At 72.9% G+C, this 14,793-nt stretch carries 15 protein-coding genes; 6 read left to right on the top strand and 9 right to left on the bottom strand.

The window, feature by feature from the left end:
- Positions 1-28: 28 nt before the first annotated feature.
- From ACFVXG_RS11165 to ACFVXG_RS11150, 4 genes are all read right to left on the bottom strand, one after another.
- A complete protein-coding gene (locus ACFVXG_RS11165) occupies positions 29-517 on the bottom strand; it encodes a DinB family protein (protein WP_387926391.1) in 489 nt (162 codons plus the stop codon).
- Complete coding sequence (locus ACFVXG_RS11160) at positions 517-1,314, bottom strand: VOC family protein (RefSeq protein WP_387926389.1); 798 nt, start codon at positions 1,312-1,314, stop codon at positions 517-519. Before ACFVXG_RS11160 ends, ACFVXG_RS11165 begins: the two co-directional genes overlap by 1 nt.
- Before the next feature lie 145 nt (positions 1,315-1,459).
- Complete coding sequence (locus ACFVXG_RS11155; protein WP_387926387.1) at positions 1,460-3,874, bottom strand: germacradienol/geosmin synthase; 2,415 nt, start codon at positions 3,872-3,874, stop codon at positions 1,460-1,462.
- Positions 3,875-4,047: 173 nt separating this feature from the next.
- On the bottom strand, positions 4,048-4,395 hold the full coding sequence (locus ACFVXG_RS11150) for a DoxX family protein (RefSeq protein WP_387926386.1): 348 nt from the start codon (positions 4,393-4,395) through the stop codon (positions 4,048-4,050).
- Between the two features lie 283 nt (positions 4,396-4,678).
- On the opposite strand from ACFVXG_RS11150, the gene ACFVXG_RS11145 reads away from it, so the two are divergent.
- The gene (locus ACFVXG_RS11145) at positions 4,679-5,332 is read left to right on the top strand and encodes an HhH-GPD-type base excision DNA repair protein (RefSeq protein WP_387926384.1); all 654 of its coding nucleotides are present in this window, start codon (positions 4,679-4,681) and stop codon (positions 5,330-5,332) included.
- Between the two features lie 19 nt (positions 5,333-5,351).
- Here the strand turns inward: ACFVXG_RS11145 and ACFVXG_RS11140 are convergent, their stop codons facing one another.
- Together ACFVXG_RS11140 and ACFVXG_RS11135 are read right to left on the bottom strand one after the other, a co-directional pair.
- On the bottom strand, positions 5,352-5,573 hold the full coding sequence (locus ACFVXG_RS11140) for a KTSC domain-containing protein (RefSeq protein ID WP_387926383.1): 222 nt from the start codon (positions 5,571-5,573) through the stop codon (positions 5,352-5,354).
- A gap of 78 nt (positions 5,574-5,651) precedes the next feature.
- Entirely contained in the window at positions 5,652-7,214 is a 1,563-nt protein-coding gene (locus ACFVXG_RS11135) for an MFS transporter (RefSeq protein ID WP_387926509.1), read from the bottom strand.
- Positions 7,215-7,308: 94 nt separating this feature from the next.
- Between ACFVXG_RS11135 and ACFVXG_RS11130 the strand changes: the two genes are divergently transcribed.
- Complete coding sequence (locus ACFVXG_RS11130) at positions 7,309-8,274, top strand: helix-turn-helix transcriptional regulator (RefSeq protein WP_387926382.1); 966 nt, start codon at positions 7,309-7,311, stop codon at positions 8,272-8,274.
- Positions 8,275-8,369: 95 nt separating this feature from the next.
- Here the strand turns inward: ACFVXG_RS11130 and ACFVXG_RS11125 are convergent, their stop codons facing one another.
- Positions 8,370-8,888, bottom strand: coding sequence for a YbhB/YbcL family Raf kinase inhibitor-like protein (locus ACFVXG_RS11125; RefSeq protein ID WP_387926380.1), 519 nt, complete (start codon positions 8,886-8,888; stop codon positions 8,370-8,372).
- Positions 8,889-8,980: 92 nt separating this feature from the next.
- On the opposite strand from ACFVXG_RS11125, the gene ACFVXG_RS11120 reads away from it, so the two are divergent.
- Positions 8,981-9,730, top strand: coding sequence for a rhomboid family intramembrane serine protease (locus ACFVXG_RS11120; protein WP_387926378.1), 750 nt, complete (start codon positions 8,981-8,983; stop codon positions 9,728-9,730).
- 86 nt (positions 9,731-9,816) lie between these two features.
- Positions 9,817-10,983 carry a hypothetical protein gene (locus tag ACFVXG_RS11115; protein WP_387926376.1) on the top strand — a complete coding sequence of 389 codons (1,167 nt, stop codon included), beginning with the start codon at positions 9,817-9,819 and terminating at the stop codon, positions 10,981-10,983.
- 2 nt (positions 10,984-10,985) lie between these two features.
- Here the strand turns inward: ACFVXG_RS11115 and ACFVXG_RS11110 are convergent, their stop codons facing one another.
- Positions 10,986-12,548, bottom strand: a complete 1,563-nt coding sequence (locus ACFVXG_RS11110; RefSeq protein ID WP_387926374.1) for a helicase HerA-like domain-containing protein — start codon at positions 12,546-12,548, stop codon at positions 10,986-10,988.
- A gap of 181 nt (positions 12,549-12,729) precedes the next feature.
- Here ACFVXG_RS11110 and ACFVXG_RS11105 point away from each other — a divergent pair, with 181 nt between their 5' ends.
- Both ACFVXG_RS11105 and ACFVXG_RS11100 read left to right on the top strand, forming a co-directional pair.
- Entirely contained in the window at positions 12,730-13,026 is a 297-nt protein-coding gene (locus ACFVXG_RS11105; RefSeq protein ID WP_030273186.1) for a type II toxin-antitoxin system VapB family antitoxin, read from the top strand.
- A 249-nt stretch (positions 13,027-13,275) separates the two neighbouring features.
- Positions 13,276-13,956: a LytR C-terminal domain-containing protein gene (locus ACFVXG_RS11100; RefSeq protein ID WP_387926508.1), complete on the top strand. Its 681-nt coding sequence runs from the start codon at positions 13,276-13,278 to the stop codon at positions 13,954-13,956.
- A 72-nt stretch (positions 13,957-14,028) separates the two neighbouring features.
- Here ACFVXG_RS11100 and upp read toward each other — a convergent pair whose 3' ends face one another.
- Positions 14,029-14,664 (bottom strand): uracil phosphoribosyltransferase, encoded by a 636-nt coding sequence (gene upp / locus ACFVXG_RS11095; RefSeq protein ID WP_350506235.1) that lies wholly within the window; start codon positions 14,662-14,664, stop codon positions 14,029-14,031.
- Positions 14,665-14,793 lie beyond the last annotated feature (129 nt).

The following is a 14,793-nucleotide window of genomic DNA, read 5'->3' as shown; positions in this document are numbered from 1 at the left end:
GCCCGCCCCGCGCCGTCCCCGCCCTGTCTCACCCCATCGACTTCGCCCCGTCCAGCGCCTCCCGGATGATGTCCGCGTGCCCGGCGTGCTGCGAGGTCTCCGCGATCAGGTGCAGCAGCACCCGCCGGGCCGACCAGCTCGCCCCCGGCTCGAACCAGGGCGCCGGCGGCAGGGGGTGGCCGAGGTCGAGGTCGGGCACGCCCCGGACCAGCTCGTCCGTACCGCGCGCGACCGCCTCGTACGCGGCGAGCAGCCCGGCCAGGGTCTCGCCCTCCGCCATCCGGAACTGCTCCGCCCAGTCCCCGTCGTCGCCGCCGCGCATCGCCGCCGCGCCGCCGGTGATGAACCGCGCCCAGCGCGCCTCGACGGCCGTGACGTGCTTGATCAGGCCGCCCAGGCAGAGCTCGCTGGCGGTGGTGCGCCGGGCCGCCTGCTCGTCGGTGAGGTCCCGGACGGTGCGGCGCAGCAGGCCGCGGTGCTTGTCCAGGGTCTCGACGAGGTCCTCGCGCTCGCCCATCAGACGTCCACCGTCGGCGGCTGGTCACCCACCGTACGGCCCAGGTCGATCAGCCCGAAGGCCGCGCCCTGCTGGTCGCCGACCGCCGCGAACCGCCCGAACGGGCTGTCCATCGGGCCGAAGTACACCTTGCCGCCGCGGGCCGTCAGCCGCCCGATCGCGGCGTCGGTGTCGTCCACGGCGAAGTAGACGCTCACGTACGAGGGCGCCTCGGGCGGCAGGAAGTCGCCCTCCGCGCCCATCCGGCCCAGCACCGGCCGGCCGCCGACCAGGAACATCCGGTAGTCGAACTGCTCGGAGTCCATCTTCCGCACGCCGTACGGGAAGACCGCCGGGAAGAAGGCGTCGGCCTTCCCGGGCTCGCGCGTGACGAGTTCGGCCCAGGCGTACGCGCCGGGCGCGTCCTGCTTCTCGAAGCCCTCGTGGGTACCGCCCTGCCAGACGCCGAACACCACCCCGCCCGGGTCCTTGGCGATCACCATGGTGCCGAAGTCGCCGACCTGCATCGGCCCCATCACCACCTCGCCGCCGTTGGTCCGGATCCGCTCGGCGGTGGCGGCGGCGTCCGGCGAGGCCAGGTACAGGCACCAGGCGGACTGGACCTGCTCGCCGGGCATCGGCGGCACGATGGCGGCCACCGCCTTGCCGTCCGAGTACGCCTGGGTGTAGTTGCCGTACTCCGACGAGCTCTCGCCGAAGGTCCAGCCGAGGACGTCCCCGTAGAAGGCCTTGGCGCCCTCCAGGTCGGTGAACATCGCGTCGGCCCAGCAGGGTGTGCCCTCAGGTAGCGCAGCCATCTCTCAGCCCTCGTGTGCGACGGTGCGGGCGCGCGTCGGAAGGCGCGCGCGGCCCCCGACTCGCCAGCCTAGCCACGACGCGGCGCACCCGCGCGGGCTGGCCCGCGCGGGTGCGCCTGCGTCCAGAGGCGTCCGGAGGCGCCCGTCAGCTCGCCGGGGCCGCCGCGCCGAGCGGCGGACGCAGCGAGCTGGTGCCCAGGCCGGTCGGGCCGAGCGGCACCACCCCCGCCGCCGGGGCGGGCACCGGCGCGGGCCCCGCCGCCGGCACCACCCCGGCCGCCCGGGCCCGCACCGCGCCCGCGAGGTCCCGCTCGGCGCCGAAGTGCCGCTCCAGGTCCTCGGTCCGGTACCGGCGGCACTCCCGGTGCCAGTTCAGTACCCCGGCCAGCCAGTTCTCCAGCTCCCGCACGTACCCGTCGAGCAGCTCCCTGGCCTCCGCCGACAGCCCGAAGTCCTCGTACAGCACCGGGAGTTCCTTCTGCGCGACGTGCTGGAACTGGGCCAGCCGCGAGTGCATCAGGTCGTCGACGATCCGGACCGCCGACGGGTAGTCGCAGTCGAAGAAGTTCTGCACCACCAGGACGATGTTGTGCAGCTCGCCCTCGTACTCGATCTCCTTCTGGTACGAGAACAGGTCGTTGATCATGCAGCCGTAGTCCATCGCGGAGTTCTCCAGCGCCCGCATCGAGCCGTGCCGGTAGACCTCCTCCGGTACGGTCCGCCCGTGGCCGAGGCGGGCGAGCAGCGTGGTGAGTTCGGAGCCGAAGGTGGAGCGGCGCATCTCCAGGTAGTCCACCGGGTCCGGGACGCGGTTCTGGATCTGGTTGGCGAGCTCCCAGATCCAGCTCGCCGTCATCACCTCGATCGCCTCCCGCAGCCGACCCCGGTTCTCCACGGTCATCGGGCCGGCGGTGCGCTCCCAGATGTCGGCGAGGGAGCGCTCCAGCGCGTTGGCGGGTTCGGGCGCGGGGGTGCCGTCCACCGGCATGAACAGCGGCAGCCGCGCGGTGGCGGCCTTGGCGCCGGCCAGGTCGCGGGTGCGGCCGAAGAGCCTCGGGTAGTAGTCGTCGGCCCAGGTGCCCCAGGCCAACCAGGCCGAGGCGATGTCGAGTTGGTCGGCGGTGGCGTCCGGGTGGAGGCCGGCCGCGCAGAGCGCGAGGTCGTAGTCGCGCATCGACTCGGCGTCCCAGATGCCGGATCCGGGCACGTCGGGGTGGCCGGCCAGCAGCCCGACCCGCTCGGCCCACTCGACCACCCGCTCCCGCGCGCCGTCCAGGTGGGGGCTCAGCGTGAGGTCGAACGGCAGCCGGAACTCGGGCAGTTGGGACGGTCCGACGGCCCCGTACGGCACGTGCCCGTGCGACCGCGCCCGCCGCACGGCCGGCGCCGCCGTCGGCCCGGTGCCCGCCGGCGACCCGCCGGCCGCCGCCCCCTTGCGCAGGATGTCCAGCGCCGAGGTCCCGATCCCACCGATCGCGTACCGGTCCCACCAGTTGCCGGCCCCGGGAAGCCCCGGCAGCCCGCCCCCGCTGCCCGGCGGCACCTCACCGGCCGAACCGGCCGCCGCCCCACCGCCGTTCATGTACCGACTGGAGCGCATGTGCCACTCGTGCCCGCCGGACTGCCAGTCCTGCAGCCCCTTGACGTACGCCGTCACCCGGGCCTGGCCCACCGGGTCGAGCCCGGTCTCCGAGAACAGCACCGGCAGTTCGGTGAACACGGTGTTCTCGAACTGCTGCAGCCGCGAGGTGAGCAGGTCGTTCACGGCCTCGGCGGCGTCCTGGGTCGAGCACTCCAGGAAACGCTCCAACACCAGGATGCCGTTGCTCAGTTCGCCCTCGTCCTCGACCTCGCGCTGGTACGAGAAGATGTCGTTGCGCAGGTGCACGGCGTCCGAGAAGGCGTCCATCAGCACCCGCAGCGCCCGCGAACCCGACACCTCCTTCGGCACCTCGGCGCCCGCCGCGTACTCCACCAGCTGCGCGGACCAGGGCGCGCCGCCGACCTTGCGGCGCATCTCGATGTACTCGACCGGGTTGGCGATCCGGCCGGCGTCGATGTTGGCCAGCTCCCACAGCGACTCGTTCAGCAGGTTGCGGGTGCTCTCGGCGAACCGGATCCGCCAGTCCTCCCCCATCACCGGCACGGTCCGCCGCCACAGGTCGGCCAGCCCGGCCTCGACCGGGTTCTCCGGCTCGGGCGTCGGCGTGGCCGGGTCCGCGGGCATGAACAGCGGCAGCCGGTCGAGGTGCGCCTTGCCCGCCTCGCGGTCGTTGGTGCGCTTGTACATGTCGAGGAAGTGGTCGTCGAAGAAGAAGACCCACACGTACCAGTCGGTGACCAGCGACAGCGCCTCGGCGGAGGCGTCGGGGTGGGTGTAGGCGCAGAGCAGCCCGTAGTCATGGGCGTCCAGGTCGGCCTGGTCCCAGACCCCCGACCCCTCCAACATGCCCATCTCCCGGGCCCAGACCGAGGAATGGGCCCGTGCCTCCGCCAGATGGGGATTGAGCCGCGCCGGGTGCGGCACGTAGAAGGACGGCAGTTCGAACGGCTGGGTCACGGCGGGCTGGCCTCTCTTGACACGTCGTTGGGGATCAAGAATGACCCGCCGTCACATCGCCGCACCGCCACAACCGAAACAGTCATACGAGATGCCACTCCCCTGGCACAATGCCCGCCCACGCCCCGGGGGCGGGCCACCGGTCGGTGGTCCGCCCCCGGGGTGTGGGCCGGTCAGCCTGCGAGGCCCAGGACGAGGGAGGCGGCGACCGGGGCCATGTAGATCAGCGGGAAGGGGATGTGGGCGTAGGCGCGGGCGCGGGCGACGGTGATCACGGCGCCGAGGAAGTAGAGGATGACGCCGACGGCGGCCGCGTAGCCGATGGCCGGGACGGCGAGGCCGACCAGCAGGCCGAGGGCGCCGGCGGCCTTGGCGACGCCGAGCCAGGTCCACCAGGCGCGCGGGACGCCGTACTCGGCGAGGGGCCCCACGACGTACTCGGCCTTGGCGAAGACCGAGTACGCGGAGAAGCCGACCATGAGGGCGCCGAGGACGGTGACGACGATGTGGGCGACGGACATTGGAGTGCTCCCCATTCGGTGGCTGGTCGGTCCGATGCGATCGGATCCGGTCGGACACAGCACTGACCCGGCCCGTGCGACGGATGTGACCGCCACGGACAAAAATTTCTCCGCCGCCCCTCCGAGCGGCCCCCAACAACCGCTCCGCCAACGAACAAAGCAGAACTGGCAAGGGATGGAACACCAAGACTTCCCCAGCTACGGGCGTGTTGACGGCGTCCGCCCACGCCGCGTCATCCAGACTGGGCGCCGACCGACGTCAACTCCGAGGAGGCCCAACCTCATGAACGTCACCGTGCGGCTCGCGCAGCAGCCCGAGGCCGACGAACTGCTCGGACGCAGCGCGCTCGCGGCGCTCGTCGGCATGCTGCTGGACCAACAGGTGCCGATGGAATGGGCGTTCACCGGCCCGCTGACCATCGCCCGACGGCTCGGCGGGAACGACCTCGACGCCCACGAGATCGCCACCTACAGCCCGGAGGAGTTCGTCGCCCTGCTGTCCGCGAAACCGGCCGTCCACCGCTACCCGGCCGCGATGGCCAAACGGGTCCAGCAGCTGTGCCAGTTCCTCGTCGCGCAGTACGACGGCGACGCCGCCGCGCTGTGGAAGGACGCCCGCACCGGCAAGGAACTGCTCAGCCGCCTCAACGCGCTCCCCGGCTTCGGCAAGCAGAAGTCGCAGATCTTCCTGGCCCTGCTCGGCAAGCAGTACGGGGTGCGGCCCGAGGGCTGGCGCGAGGCGGCCGGCGCGTACGGCGAGGAGGGCGCCCACCGCTCGGTCGCCGACATCACCGGGCCCGAATCCCTCACCCTGGTGCGGGAGTTCAAGCAGGAGGTGAAGCGCGCCGCGAAGGAGGCCAAGGCCGCCGCCAAGCCCCGCACCACCACCCGGTCCACCGCCGCGGCCGCCACCGCGGGTGCCGGCGGGGCCCGTTGAGCCCAGCCGGGGGCGGCGGCTATCGGCGGTCCGGCACCGCCCGGTAGGCGTACCGCCCGCGCACCGACCGCACGAAGTACCGCCCGTGGCTCTCCGCCGCGAGCAGCTCCCGGTGCACCCGGGCCGGCACGTCCGCGTACCGGTAGACCCGCCCGCCGGTGAACTCCAGCTCCAGCACCCGCGCCCGCGGGTCGTACCCGACCGAGCGCAGCACCGAGGAGTCCACCGCCGTACGGTCCATGACCCTCCCAGTGTGCGGTGAGGGCCCCGGTCGCGCAGTGCGACCGGGGCCCTCAGCCGGGTTCCGGGAGCGGACCCGTCACACCAGGGCGGACTTCCGGTCCTCCGGAGCCCCGTCCGCCGCGTCCGCCGCGTCCCCCGCAGCCGCCGCGACCGCACCGTCCAGCACCGGGCCGTCGAGCAGCGGGCCGTCAGCGACCGCACCGGCCCCGCCCGCCGCCGCCCGCTTCCGCGGCAGCGCGAACATCAGCAGGAACACCGCCACCAGCACCCCCGTGACCCACCACATCGCGTGCACGAACGCCCCGCCGAAGGCCGTCCCCAGCGCGTCGGGCGCGACCACGTCGTCCATCGCCCCGAAGAAGGCGACCGACACCAGCCCGAGCCCGAGCGCGTTGCCGACCTGCTGCACGGTGTTGATCAGCCCGGAGGCCGATCCGGCGTGCCGGCGCGGCACCTCGGACAGCACCGCGTCGGTGATCGGCGCGACGATCAGCCCCATCCCGAGGCCCATCACGACCAGCGGCAGCGCCATCTGCCAGGGCGCGATGGCCGTCCCGTACCGGTTCGCCTCCCAGATGTAGGTGAGCACGCCCGCCGCCATCACCAGCGCGCCCGCCTGGAGCACCTTGCGCCCGAAGCGCGGCACCAGCTTCTGCACCGACAGCCCGGCCGCCGTGGAGACGGCGATCGAGAAGGGGATGCCGGTGGTACCGGCCTTGAGCGGGCTCCAGCCGAGCCCGACCTGCATGTAGAGGGTCCAGACCAGGAAGAAGATGCCCAGCGCGACGCCGAAGGCCAGCTGCACGCAGATCCCGGCCGCGAAGCTCTTCACCCGGAACAGCGAGAGCTCGACCAGCGGCGAGCCGTCCCGCCGGGTCTTGGCCTTCTCGTACACCACGAACAGCACGAACACCGGCAGACTGCCGGCCATCGACAGGTACCCCCAGAGCGGCCAGCCGGCCTCCCGGCCGTGGGTCAGCGGGTAGATCAGCATCAGCAGGCCGAGGCTGGCCAGCGCGACGCCGACCAGGTCGAGCTTGAGCGCGTGCTCGGCCTTGGACTCGTCGATGAACCGGCGACCGAGCAGCAGCCCGGCGATGCCGACGGGCAGGTTGATCAGGAAGATCGGCCGCCATTCGAGGCCGAGCAGGTTCCACTCGGTGAGCAGCGCACCGATCATCGGACCGGACACCGCGCCCAGGCCGACCACCGCGCCGAACATCCCGAACACCTTGCCGCGCTCCTCCGCCGGGAAGGTCGCGTGGATGATCGACAGCACCTGCGGCACCATGAGGGCCGCCGTCCCGCCCTGGAGGATCCGCATCCCGACCAGCATCTCCGGGCCGGTGGCCAGGCCGCACAGCGCGGAGGCCAGCGTGAAGCCGGTGATCCCGATCAGGAACAGCCGCTTGCGGCCGTGGATGTCGCCGAGCCGTCCGCCGGTGATCAGCCCGATGGCGAAGGCCAGCGCGTAGCCGCCGGTGACCCACTGGATCTCGCTGAACGAGGCGCCGGTGTCCTGCTGGATGCTGGGGATGGCGATGTTGACGATGGTGACGTCCACCAGGTCCATGAAGGAGGCGACCATCACGATCGCCAGCGCGATCCACCTCCGCCGGTCGGCTCCTGCCGTACTCATTCCGCTCTCCTCGCTCGTCCGCTGCTGCACGTCCGGAACGGTAGCGGCCATGTAGGTCAGGAGCTGTCCCAGTTGGTCGGGCATGCTGGACGGCATGACCGACACCCCGGCCCGGCTGCTCAACCTGCTGTCCCTGCTGCAGACCCCGCGCGAGTGGCCCGGCAGCGAACTCGCCGAGCGGCTCGGCGTCAGCCCCCGCACCATCCGCCGCGACATCGACCGGCTGCGCGAGCTCGGCTACCCGGTGCAGGCCAGCATGGGCGCGGTCGGCGGCTACCGACTGGTCGCGGGCACCGCGATGCCGCCGCTGCTGCTGGACGACGAGGAGGCGGTGGCCATCGCGGTCGGCCTGCGGGCGGCCGCCGGACACGCCGTGGTCGGCATCGAGGAGGCCTCGGTACGGGCCCTCGGCAAGCTGCTCCAGGTGCTGCCGGCCCGGCTGCGGCACCGGGTGGGCACCCTCAACACCGCCACCGTGCCGCTGCTCACCGGGGACGGCCCGACCGTCGACCCGGAGGTGCTGACCCTGCTGGCCGGCGCCGTCACCAACCACGAGCGGCTGCGCTTCGGCTACCGGGCCCGCGACGGCGCCGAGACCCGGCGCAACGTCGAACCCGAGCGGCTGGTCTCGACCGGCCGCCGCTGGTACCTGATCGGCTACGACCTGGACCGGGAGGACTGGCGGCTCTTCCGGGTCGACCGGATCGCCGAACCGTTCGCCACCGGCGCCCGCTTCACCCCGCGCCCGCTGCCCGCCGAGGACGCCGCCGTGTTCGTGGCGAACCGGCTGCGCCGCTCGCCGACCCGCTCCATGGTGGCCACCGTCCGCCGCCCCGCCGCCGAGGTGGACGGCTGGATGCCCTGGACGGGCGACTACGAGATCGAGCCGATCGACGACCACAGCTGCCGGCTGCGCGCCCGCGCCGACTCGCTCAAGTGGATGGCGGCCGGACTGCTCATGCTGGACTGCGACTTCGAAGTGCACGAGCCCCCGGAGCTGCGCGAACACCTGCGCACCCTCGCCGAACGGGCCGCCCGGGCAGCAGCCCAGGGCGGCTAGGGCCGGGCGGCTAGACCACGGTCCGGCGGTCGGCCCGGCATCCCGCCTCGGGCAACCGCCGGACCGCGACCGGACGACCGGTCGTCAACAGCCCGTCAGACCCCGAACTCGCCGGTCAGCAGCGCCCGGCCCAGGGTGTGGAAGGTGAGGTTGAAGCCGACCTGGGCCGGCGGGGTGTCGGCGGTGACGTCCAGCTTCTCCACGTCCAGCGCGTGCACCGCGAACACGTACCGGTGCGGGGCACCGGGCGGCGGGGCCGCGCCGTCGTACTTGTTGCCGGGGAAGTCGTTGCGCCCGTGGAAGGAGTCCGCGCCCGGCAGGTCCTCGTCCGAGGCGCCGGCGCCGCGCGGCAGTCCGGCGGTGTCGGCGGGCAGGTTGAGCGCGAGCCAGTGCCACCAGCCGGAGCCGGTCGGCGCGTCCGGGTCGTAGCAGGTGACGGCGATGCTCCGGGTGCCCTCCGGCAGGCCCGACCAGGCCAGCTGCGGCGAGAGGTTGCCGCCGGCGTAGATGAACTCCTCGGCCAGCGTGCCGCCTTCGGCGAAGTCCTGGCTGCTCAACGGGAAGGACGGCACCTGCGGCAGGAACTCGTACGGCAGTGGCGGACGAACACTCATGGGTGCACCTCTCACGGGTTCTCACGGTCGGGACGACACCGGTCACTGTAGTGGGGTGCACGTTCGATCCGGCGGCCCCTACAGTCGGTGCCATGGCCTCGGAACACCCCAGCAGCACGGCAAGCGACCTCGACCCCGTCCGCATGATCGCGGACGCCCGTCGGGCGCTGTTCACCATGGTCGGCGTACTCGCCGCGATCTGGCTGATCCAGCTGGTGAACTGGATGGACGACTACGACCTCGGTCGGAACTTCGGCGTGCGCCCGCAGGAGCTGGACCGCTTGCCGAACATCGTCACCGCGCCGTTCCTGCACTGGAACTGGGCCCATCTGGAGGCCAACTCGGGCCCGCTGTTCGTCTTCGGCTTCCTGGCGGCCTACCGGGGGGTGAAGAAGTTCCTCGGCCTCACCCTGCTGGTCACGCTGACCAGCGAGTTGACGGCTTGGGTCTTCGACCCCCCGAACACGATCGGCGCCGGCGCCAGCGGCGTGGTGTTCGGCTACTTCGGCTACGTGGTCCTGCGCGGGATCATCGACCGGAACCTGGTCGACACCCTGATCGGCGTCGTCCTCGGCGCCTCGTTCGCCTACATGGTCACCGGCGCCGTCCCCGGCGTCGCCCCGCACGGCATCAGCTGGGCCGCCCACCTGGGCGGACTGGTCGGCGGGCTGGCCGGCGCCTGGATCTTCCGCAACCGCTCCCCGCGCCCGGCCACCGTGCCGAAGGCCCGCACCGCCTCGGCCCCCAAGCCGACCACCAAGCCGACCCCCAAGCCGACCGCCACCGACCCGAACAGCCCCAACGCCGCCCTGCTCAAGGAGCTCGACGACCTGGGCCTCTAGCCCGACCGGCCCCGCCAGGTATAGACCATTGCCACCCCTGCGGCTAGCGTGAACGGCGCACCTGCCCCCAGCTCCGGAGCCGCACCGTGGAGTCGTCCGTCCTCGCCTTCGCCACCGACCTGCTCGACGAGGGCGCCGACCCCTTCTTCGGCAACCTCACCGAGCGGGCCGGCGTCGGCGGCGTCACCCTGGCCTCCGTCTACCACCAGGCCCGCGACGTCTTCCCGCACAACCCCGGCCGGGTGATCCGCTACCTGGAGCCGGGCGCCGCCTACTTCCGCCCCGACCCGGCCCGCTGGCGGGGCCGCCGGCTGGCGCCCGTGCCGTCCACCGCGATCGGCGACCGCGACCCCTTCGCCGAGGCCGCCGCCGAGACCGGCCGCCGCGGCCTGAAACTGCACGCCTGGACGGTCTTCTGCCACAACGACCGGCTCGGCTTCGCCCACCCCGACTGCGCCCCGGCGAACGCCTTCGGCGACCGCCACCTCACCGAGCTCTGCCCGGCCCACCCGGAGGTCCGCGAGTACGCGCTGACCCTGGTCGAGGAGCTCGCCCGCTACGGCGTGGACGCGATCCGCGCCGAGTCCCTGCACTTCCACGGCCTGCGCCACGGCTACCACCACGAGCGCTACTTCGAGGAGCTGGGCCCGACCGCCGAGGCCCTGCTCGGCGTCTGCTTCTGCCCGCACTGCCGCGCCGCCGCCACCCGCGCGGGCGTCCCGGCCGAGCAGGTCGCCGAGGCCGTGCGGACCGAACTGCGGCGCCGGCTGGCCGACCGGCACGCCGCCGCCGAGCCGGCCGATCTGAGCTCCCTGGCCGACGGCGCCTTCGCCGCCTACCTGGACGCCTCCGCCGCCACCGTCACCGCGCTCGCCGCCGACCTCACCGAGCAGGCCCGCCGGCACGGCCTGCGGCTGAGCTTCCTGGACGGCGCCGGCCCCGGCAAGGGCTGGCTGTCCGGCATCGACCTGCCCGCCCTCGCCGGGGCCACCGACCAGATCGAGACCCTCGGCTACGCCGCGACCGCGCGCGAAGTCCGGGACAAGGTCGCCGCGTTCGCCCTGCACGGCGTCCGCCCGGAGCGGATGGCGGTGATCCTGCGCCCGATGGACTCGGACTGCGACGGCCCGGAGAACCTCGCCGCCAAGCTCGCCGTGCTGCGCGAACTCGGCGTCCCCGAGGTCGAGTTCTACCACTACGGCCTGATGCGGCTGTCCTCGCTGGACCGGATCGGCGCGGCGCTCGGGGCCTGAACTCACCGCCGCCGCTTGGACGTCCCGAACAGGCTGCGCGAGATCTCCTGCCCGAGCTGCTTCCCGGCCGAGCGGGCGAAGGACTTCACGGTCGGGTTGTTGAGCAGCGAGCCCAGCAGCCCGCCCGCCCCCTGGGGTTCGGCCCGCCTACGCGCGGGCTCAGTCGGCTCGGAAGGCGCCGGCGGCTCGACCGGCTCCGCCTCCGGCCGGGGCGCCCGGGCCGCCAGCTTCTCGTACGCGGACTCCCGGTCGATCGCGTCCCGGTAGCGCGCCGTCAACGGCGAGGCGTCCACGGCCGCCTGCAGCGCCCCCGGTTCGATCGGCCCCATCAGCGACTGCGGCGCCCGCAGCCTGGTCGCCGCGACCGGCGTCGGCGCGCCCTTCTCGGAGAGCACGGTGATCACGGCCTCGCCGGTGCCCAGCGAGGTGAGCACCGCGGCGAGGTCGTAGGAGGAGCGGGGGAAGGTGGAGACGGTGGCCTTGAGCGCCTTGGCGTCGTCCGGGGTGAAGGCGCGCAGCGCGTGCTGCACCCGGTTGCCCAGCTGGGCGAGCACGTCGGCGGGGACGTCGCGCGGTGTCTGGGTCACGAAGAAGATGCCCACGCCCTTGGAGCGGATCAGCCGCACGGTCTGGGTGATCGCCTCCAGGAAGGCCTTGGAGGCGCCCCGGAACAGCAGGTGCGCCTCGTCGAAGAAGAACACCAGCTTGGGCCGGTCGAGGTCGCCGACCTCGGGCAGCTCCTGGTAGAGGTCGGCGAGCAGCCACATCAGGAAGGTGGAGAACAGCCGCGGCCGGTCCTGGACGGCGGGCAGTTCCAGCACCGAGACGACGCCCGCTCCGTCCGCGGTGGTGCGCAGCAGTTCGGCGGTGTCGAACTCGGGCTCGCCGAAGAACGCCGCGGCGCCCTCGTTCTCCAGCACGGTGAGCGCCCGCAGGATCACACCCGCGGTGGCCGCGGAGAGGCCGCCGATGGTGCGCAGCTCCTCCTTGCCCTCGGGGGAGGTGAGGTGGCCGATGACGGCGGTGAGGTCCTTGAGGTCGTAGAGCTCCAGGCCCTTGCGGTCGGCGTAGTGGAACACCAGGCTGAGCGAGGCCTCCTGGGTCTCGTTCAGGTCCAGCACCTTGGCCAGCAGCAGCGGCCCGAAGCTGGTGACGGTGGCCCGGATCGGGATGCCGGCGCCCTGGCCGCCGAGCGAGTAGAAGTCGACCGGGCAGCCCCGGGGCGTCCACTGCTGCCCGACCTCGGCGGCGCGGGTGGCGGTGCGCTCGCCGGGCGTGCCGGGCGCGGCGATGCCGGAGACGTCCCCCTTGATGTCGGCGAGGAACACCGGCACGCCCTGGGCGGAGAGCTGTTCGGCGATCAGCTGGAGGGTCTTGGTCTTCCCGGTGCCGGTGGCCCCGGCGACCAGCCCGTGCCGGTTGAGCACCGCGAGCGGGACGCGCACCTGGGCGTCGGGGTAGGCGGTGCCGTCCAGCAGCACCGCGCCGAGGTCGAGCGCGGGCCCGGTGAAGGCGTACCCGTCGGCGATCTCCCGGACGGCGGTCGGGGTGGGGGCGGAGTCCATCGGTGCACGCTCCTGGACGGGATCGGCGGTCGGAAGCCGGTCCTGAACCCGGCCGGAACCGGGCGATGTTCACGACATTTCCCATCAAACAGCCGCAATCGCCCTCGCGCAGCTCGCACCGGTGCGCGTGGCGGCGCCGCGGCTGCTGCGCCGCGCGCCGTCCGAACGGTAGGCTTTCCGTGTGATCTTCAAGCGCATCGGCAATGGGCGGCCGTACCCGGATCACGGCCGGACGAGCACCCGACAGTGGGCTGACGTCGCCCCACGCCCGGTGCGGCTCGACCAGCTGGTGACCACCAAGGGCCAGCTCGACCTGGAAACCCTGCTGGCCGAGGACTCCACCTTCTACGGGGACCTCTTCGCCCACGTGGTGAAGTGGCACGGCGACCTCTACCTGGAGGACGGGCTGCACCGGGCCGTACGGGCCGCGCTGCAGCAGCGCCAGGTGCTGCACGCCCGTGTCCTGGAAATGGACTGACGGCCGCACGGCGACGACTCCGGACCGCCCCCTCGCCACCGGCGGAGGGCGGTCCGCGCGTACCCGGGTACCTCCTTTCGGGTACCGGGGTACTCCAGATGATGATCGTTTAGTACCTTCGCAGCCGTCCGGCACTACGCTGCTGACTACGGCCGCGACCAGGGGATCCGCCCGCTCCCGGGGATCCCCGACCCGGCCCACCCGTCATCCCGACCCCGCCCCGGCACGAGGGGGAGACAAACCGTGAGCATGTTGACTCCCCAAGGCCTCAAGGGGAAGCAGTACCGCGTCACCGGCAATGCCTACCCGCGGCTGGGCCGGCCCCCGAAGAAGAGTCGCAAGGTGATCGCCGCGCTCGCGGCCCTGCTCGCCCTGGCCCTGATCGGCCTCGGCGGCGTGCAGTTGTACGACATCTTCCGCGGCAAGGACAAGAACGCCTCCGCCCAGGCCTGCGCCGCCCCGTCCGGGAAGCCGCTGGCCGCCCCGACGGCGGGCGCCACCCCGGGCGCCCCGGCGGCCTCCGGTGTGCCCGGCGCACCGGTCGACCCGCACGCCGTCCCCGCGCCCTCCGCCGTCACGGTGAACGTCTACAACGCCACCACCAAGGCGGGCCTGGCCGGACGGACCGCGGACGAGCTCAAGAAGCGCGGCTTCACCATCGGCAAGGTCGGCAACGCCCCCGCCGAGCTGGACAAGAAGGTGCCCGGCACCGCCCAGGTGATCGCCGGCCCGACCGGCGCCGCCGCCGGCACCCTGGTGGGCTCGCAGATCGCCGGGGCCGCCGTGACCGCCGACGCCCGCACCGACACCAGCGTGGACTTCGTGATCGGCGACAGCTACAACGCCCTGCTGGACGAGACCCAGGCGGCCGCGGCCCTCGCCCTGGCCATCAAGCCCTCCCCCACCCCGAGTGCCACCGGCAGCTGCTGACCCCGCGCGAGAAACCAGGAGAGCCCCCGGCAGACGCAGCGCCGGGGGCTCTCGGACGTTCGGAAGGGGTGCTCAGCCGGCCGTGCCGTACAGCCGGTCGCCCGCGTCGCCCAGGCCGGGGACGATGTAGCCGTTCTCGTTCAGCCGCTCGTCCAGCGCCGCGGTGACCACGGTGACCGGCAGGTCGGCCAGCTCGCGGCGCATCACCTCGACGCCCTCCGGCGCGGCCAGCAGCACCACGGCGGTGACGTCGGTGGCGCCGCGCTCGATCAGCATCTTGATCGCGGCGACCAGGGTGCCGCCGGTGGCCAGCATCGGGTCGAGCACGTAGACCTGGCGGCCGGAGAGGTCGTCCGGCATCCGGGTGGCGTACGTGGAGGCCTCCAGGGTCTCCTCGTTGCGCACCATGCCGAGGAAGCCGACCTCGGCGGTCGGCAGCAGGCGGGTCATCCCGTCCAGCATGCCGAGGCCGGCCCGCAGGATCGGCACGACCAGCGGACGCGGGTAGCTGAGCCGGGTGCCGAGGGTGACCGCCACGGGCGTGGTGATCTCCACCTCGTCGGTGCGGACGTCCCGGGTGGCCTCGTAGGCGAGGAGGGTCACCAGCTCGTCGGTCAGGCGACGGAAGGTCGGCGAGTCGGTGCGCTCGTCGCGCAGGGTGGAGAGCTTGTGGGCGACCAGGGGGTGGTCGACGACGTGGAGACGCATGTACCGAGGTTAGCCCGGTCCTGGACGCCTGTACGACACGCCGTGCCAGGGCGCCGACCGGCGGCGGTCACCATTCGGTGACACGCCGTGACACGTCGCGAATGTCCGGATGGAACCGGCTCCTGTGGT

Source organism: Kitasatospora sp. NPDC058162, assembly GCF_042884005.1.
Lineage (GTDB): Bacteria > Actinomycetota > Actinomycetes > Streptomycetales > Streptomycetaceae > Kitasatospora.
The sequence above is the reverse complement of the archived record's forward strand: the minus strand, read 5'-3'. Positions and strand labels throughout refer to the sequence as shown.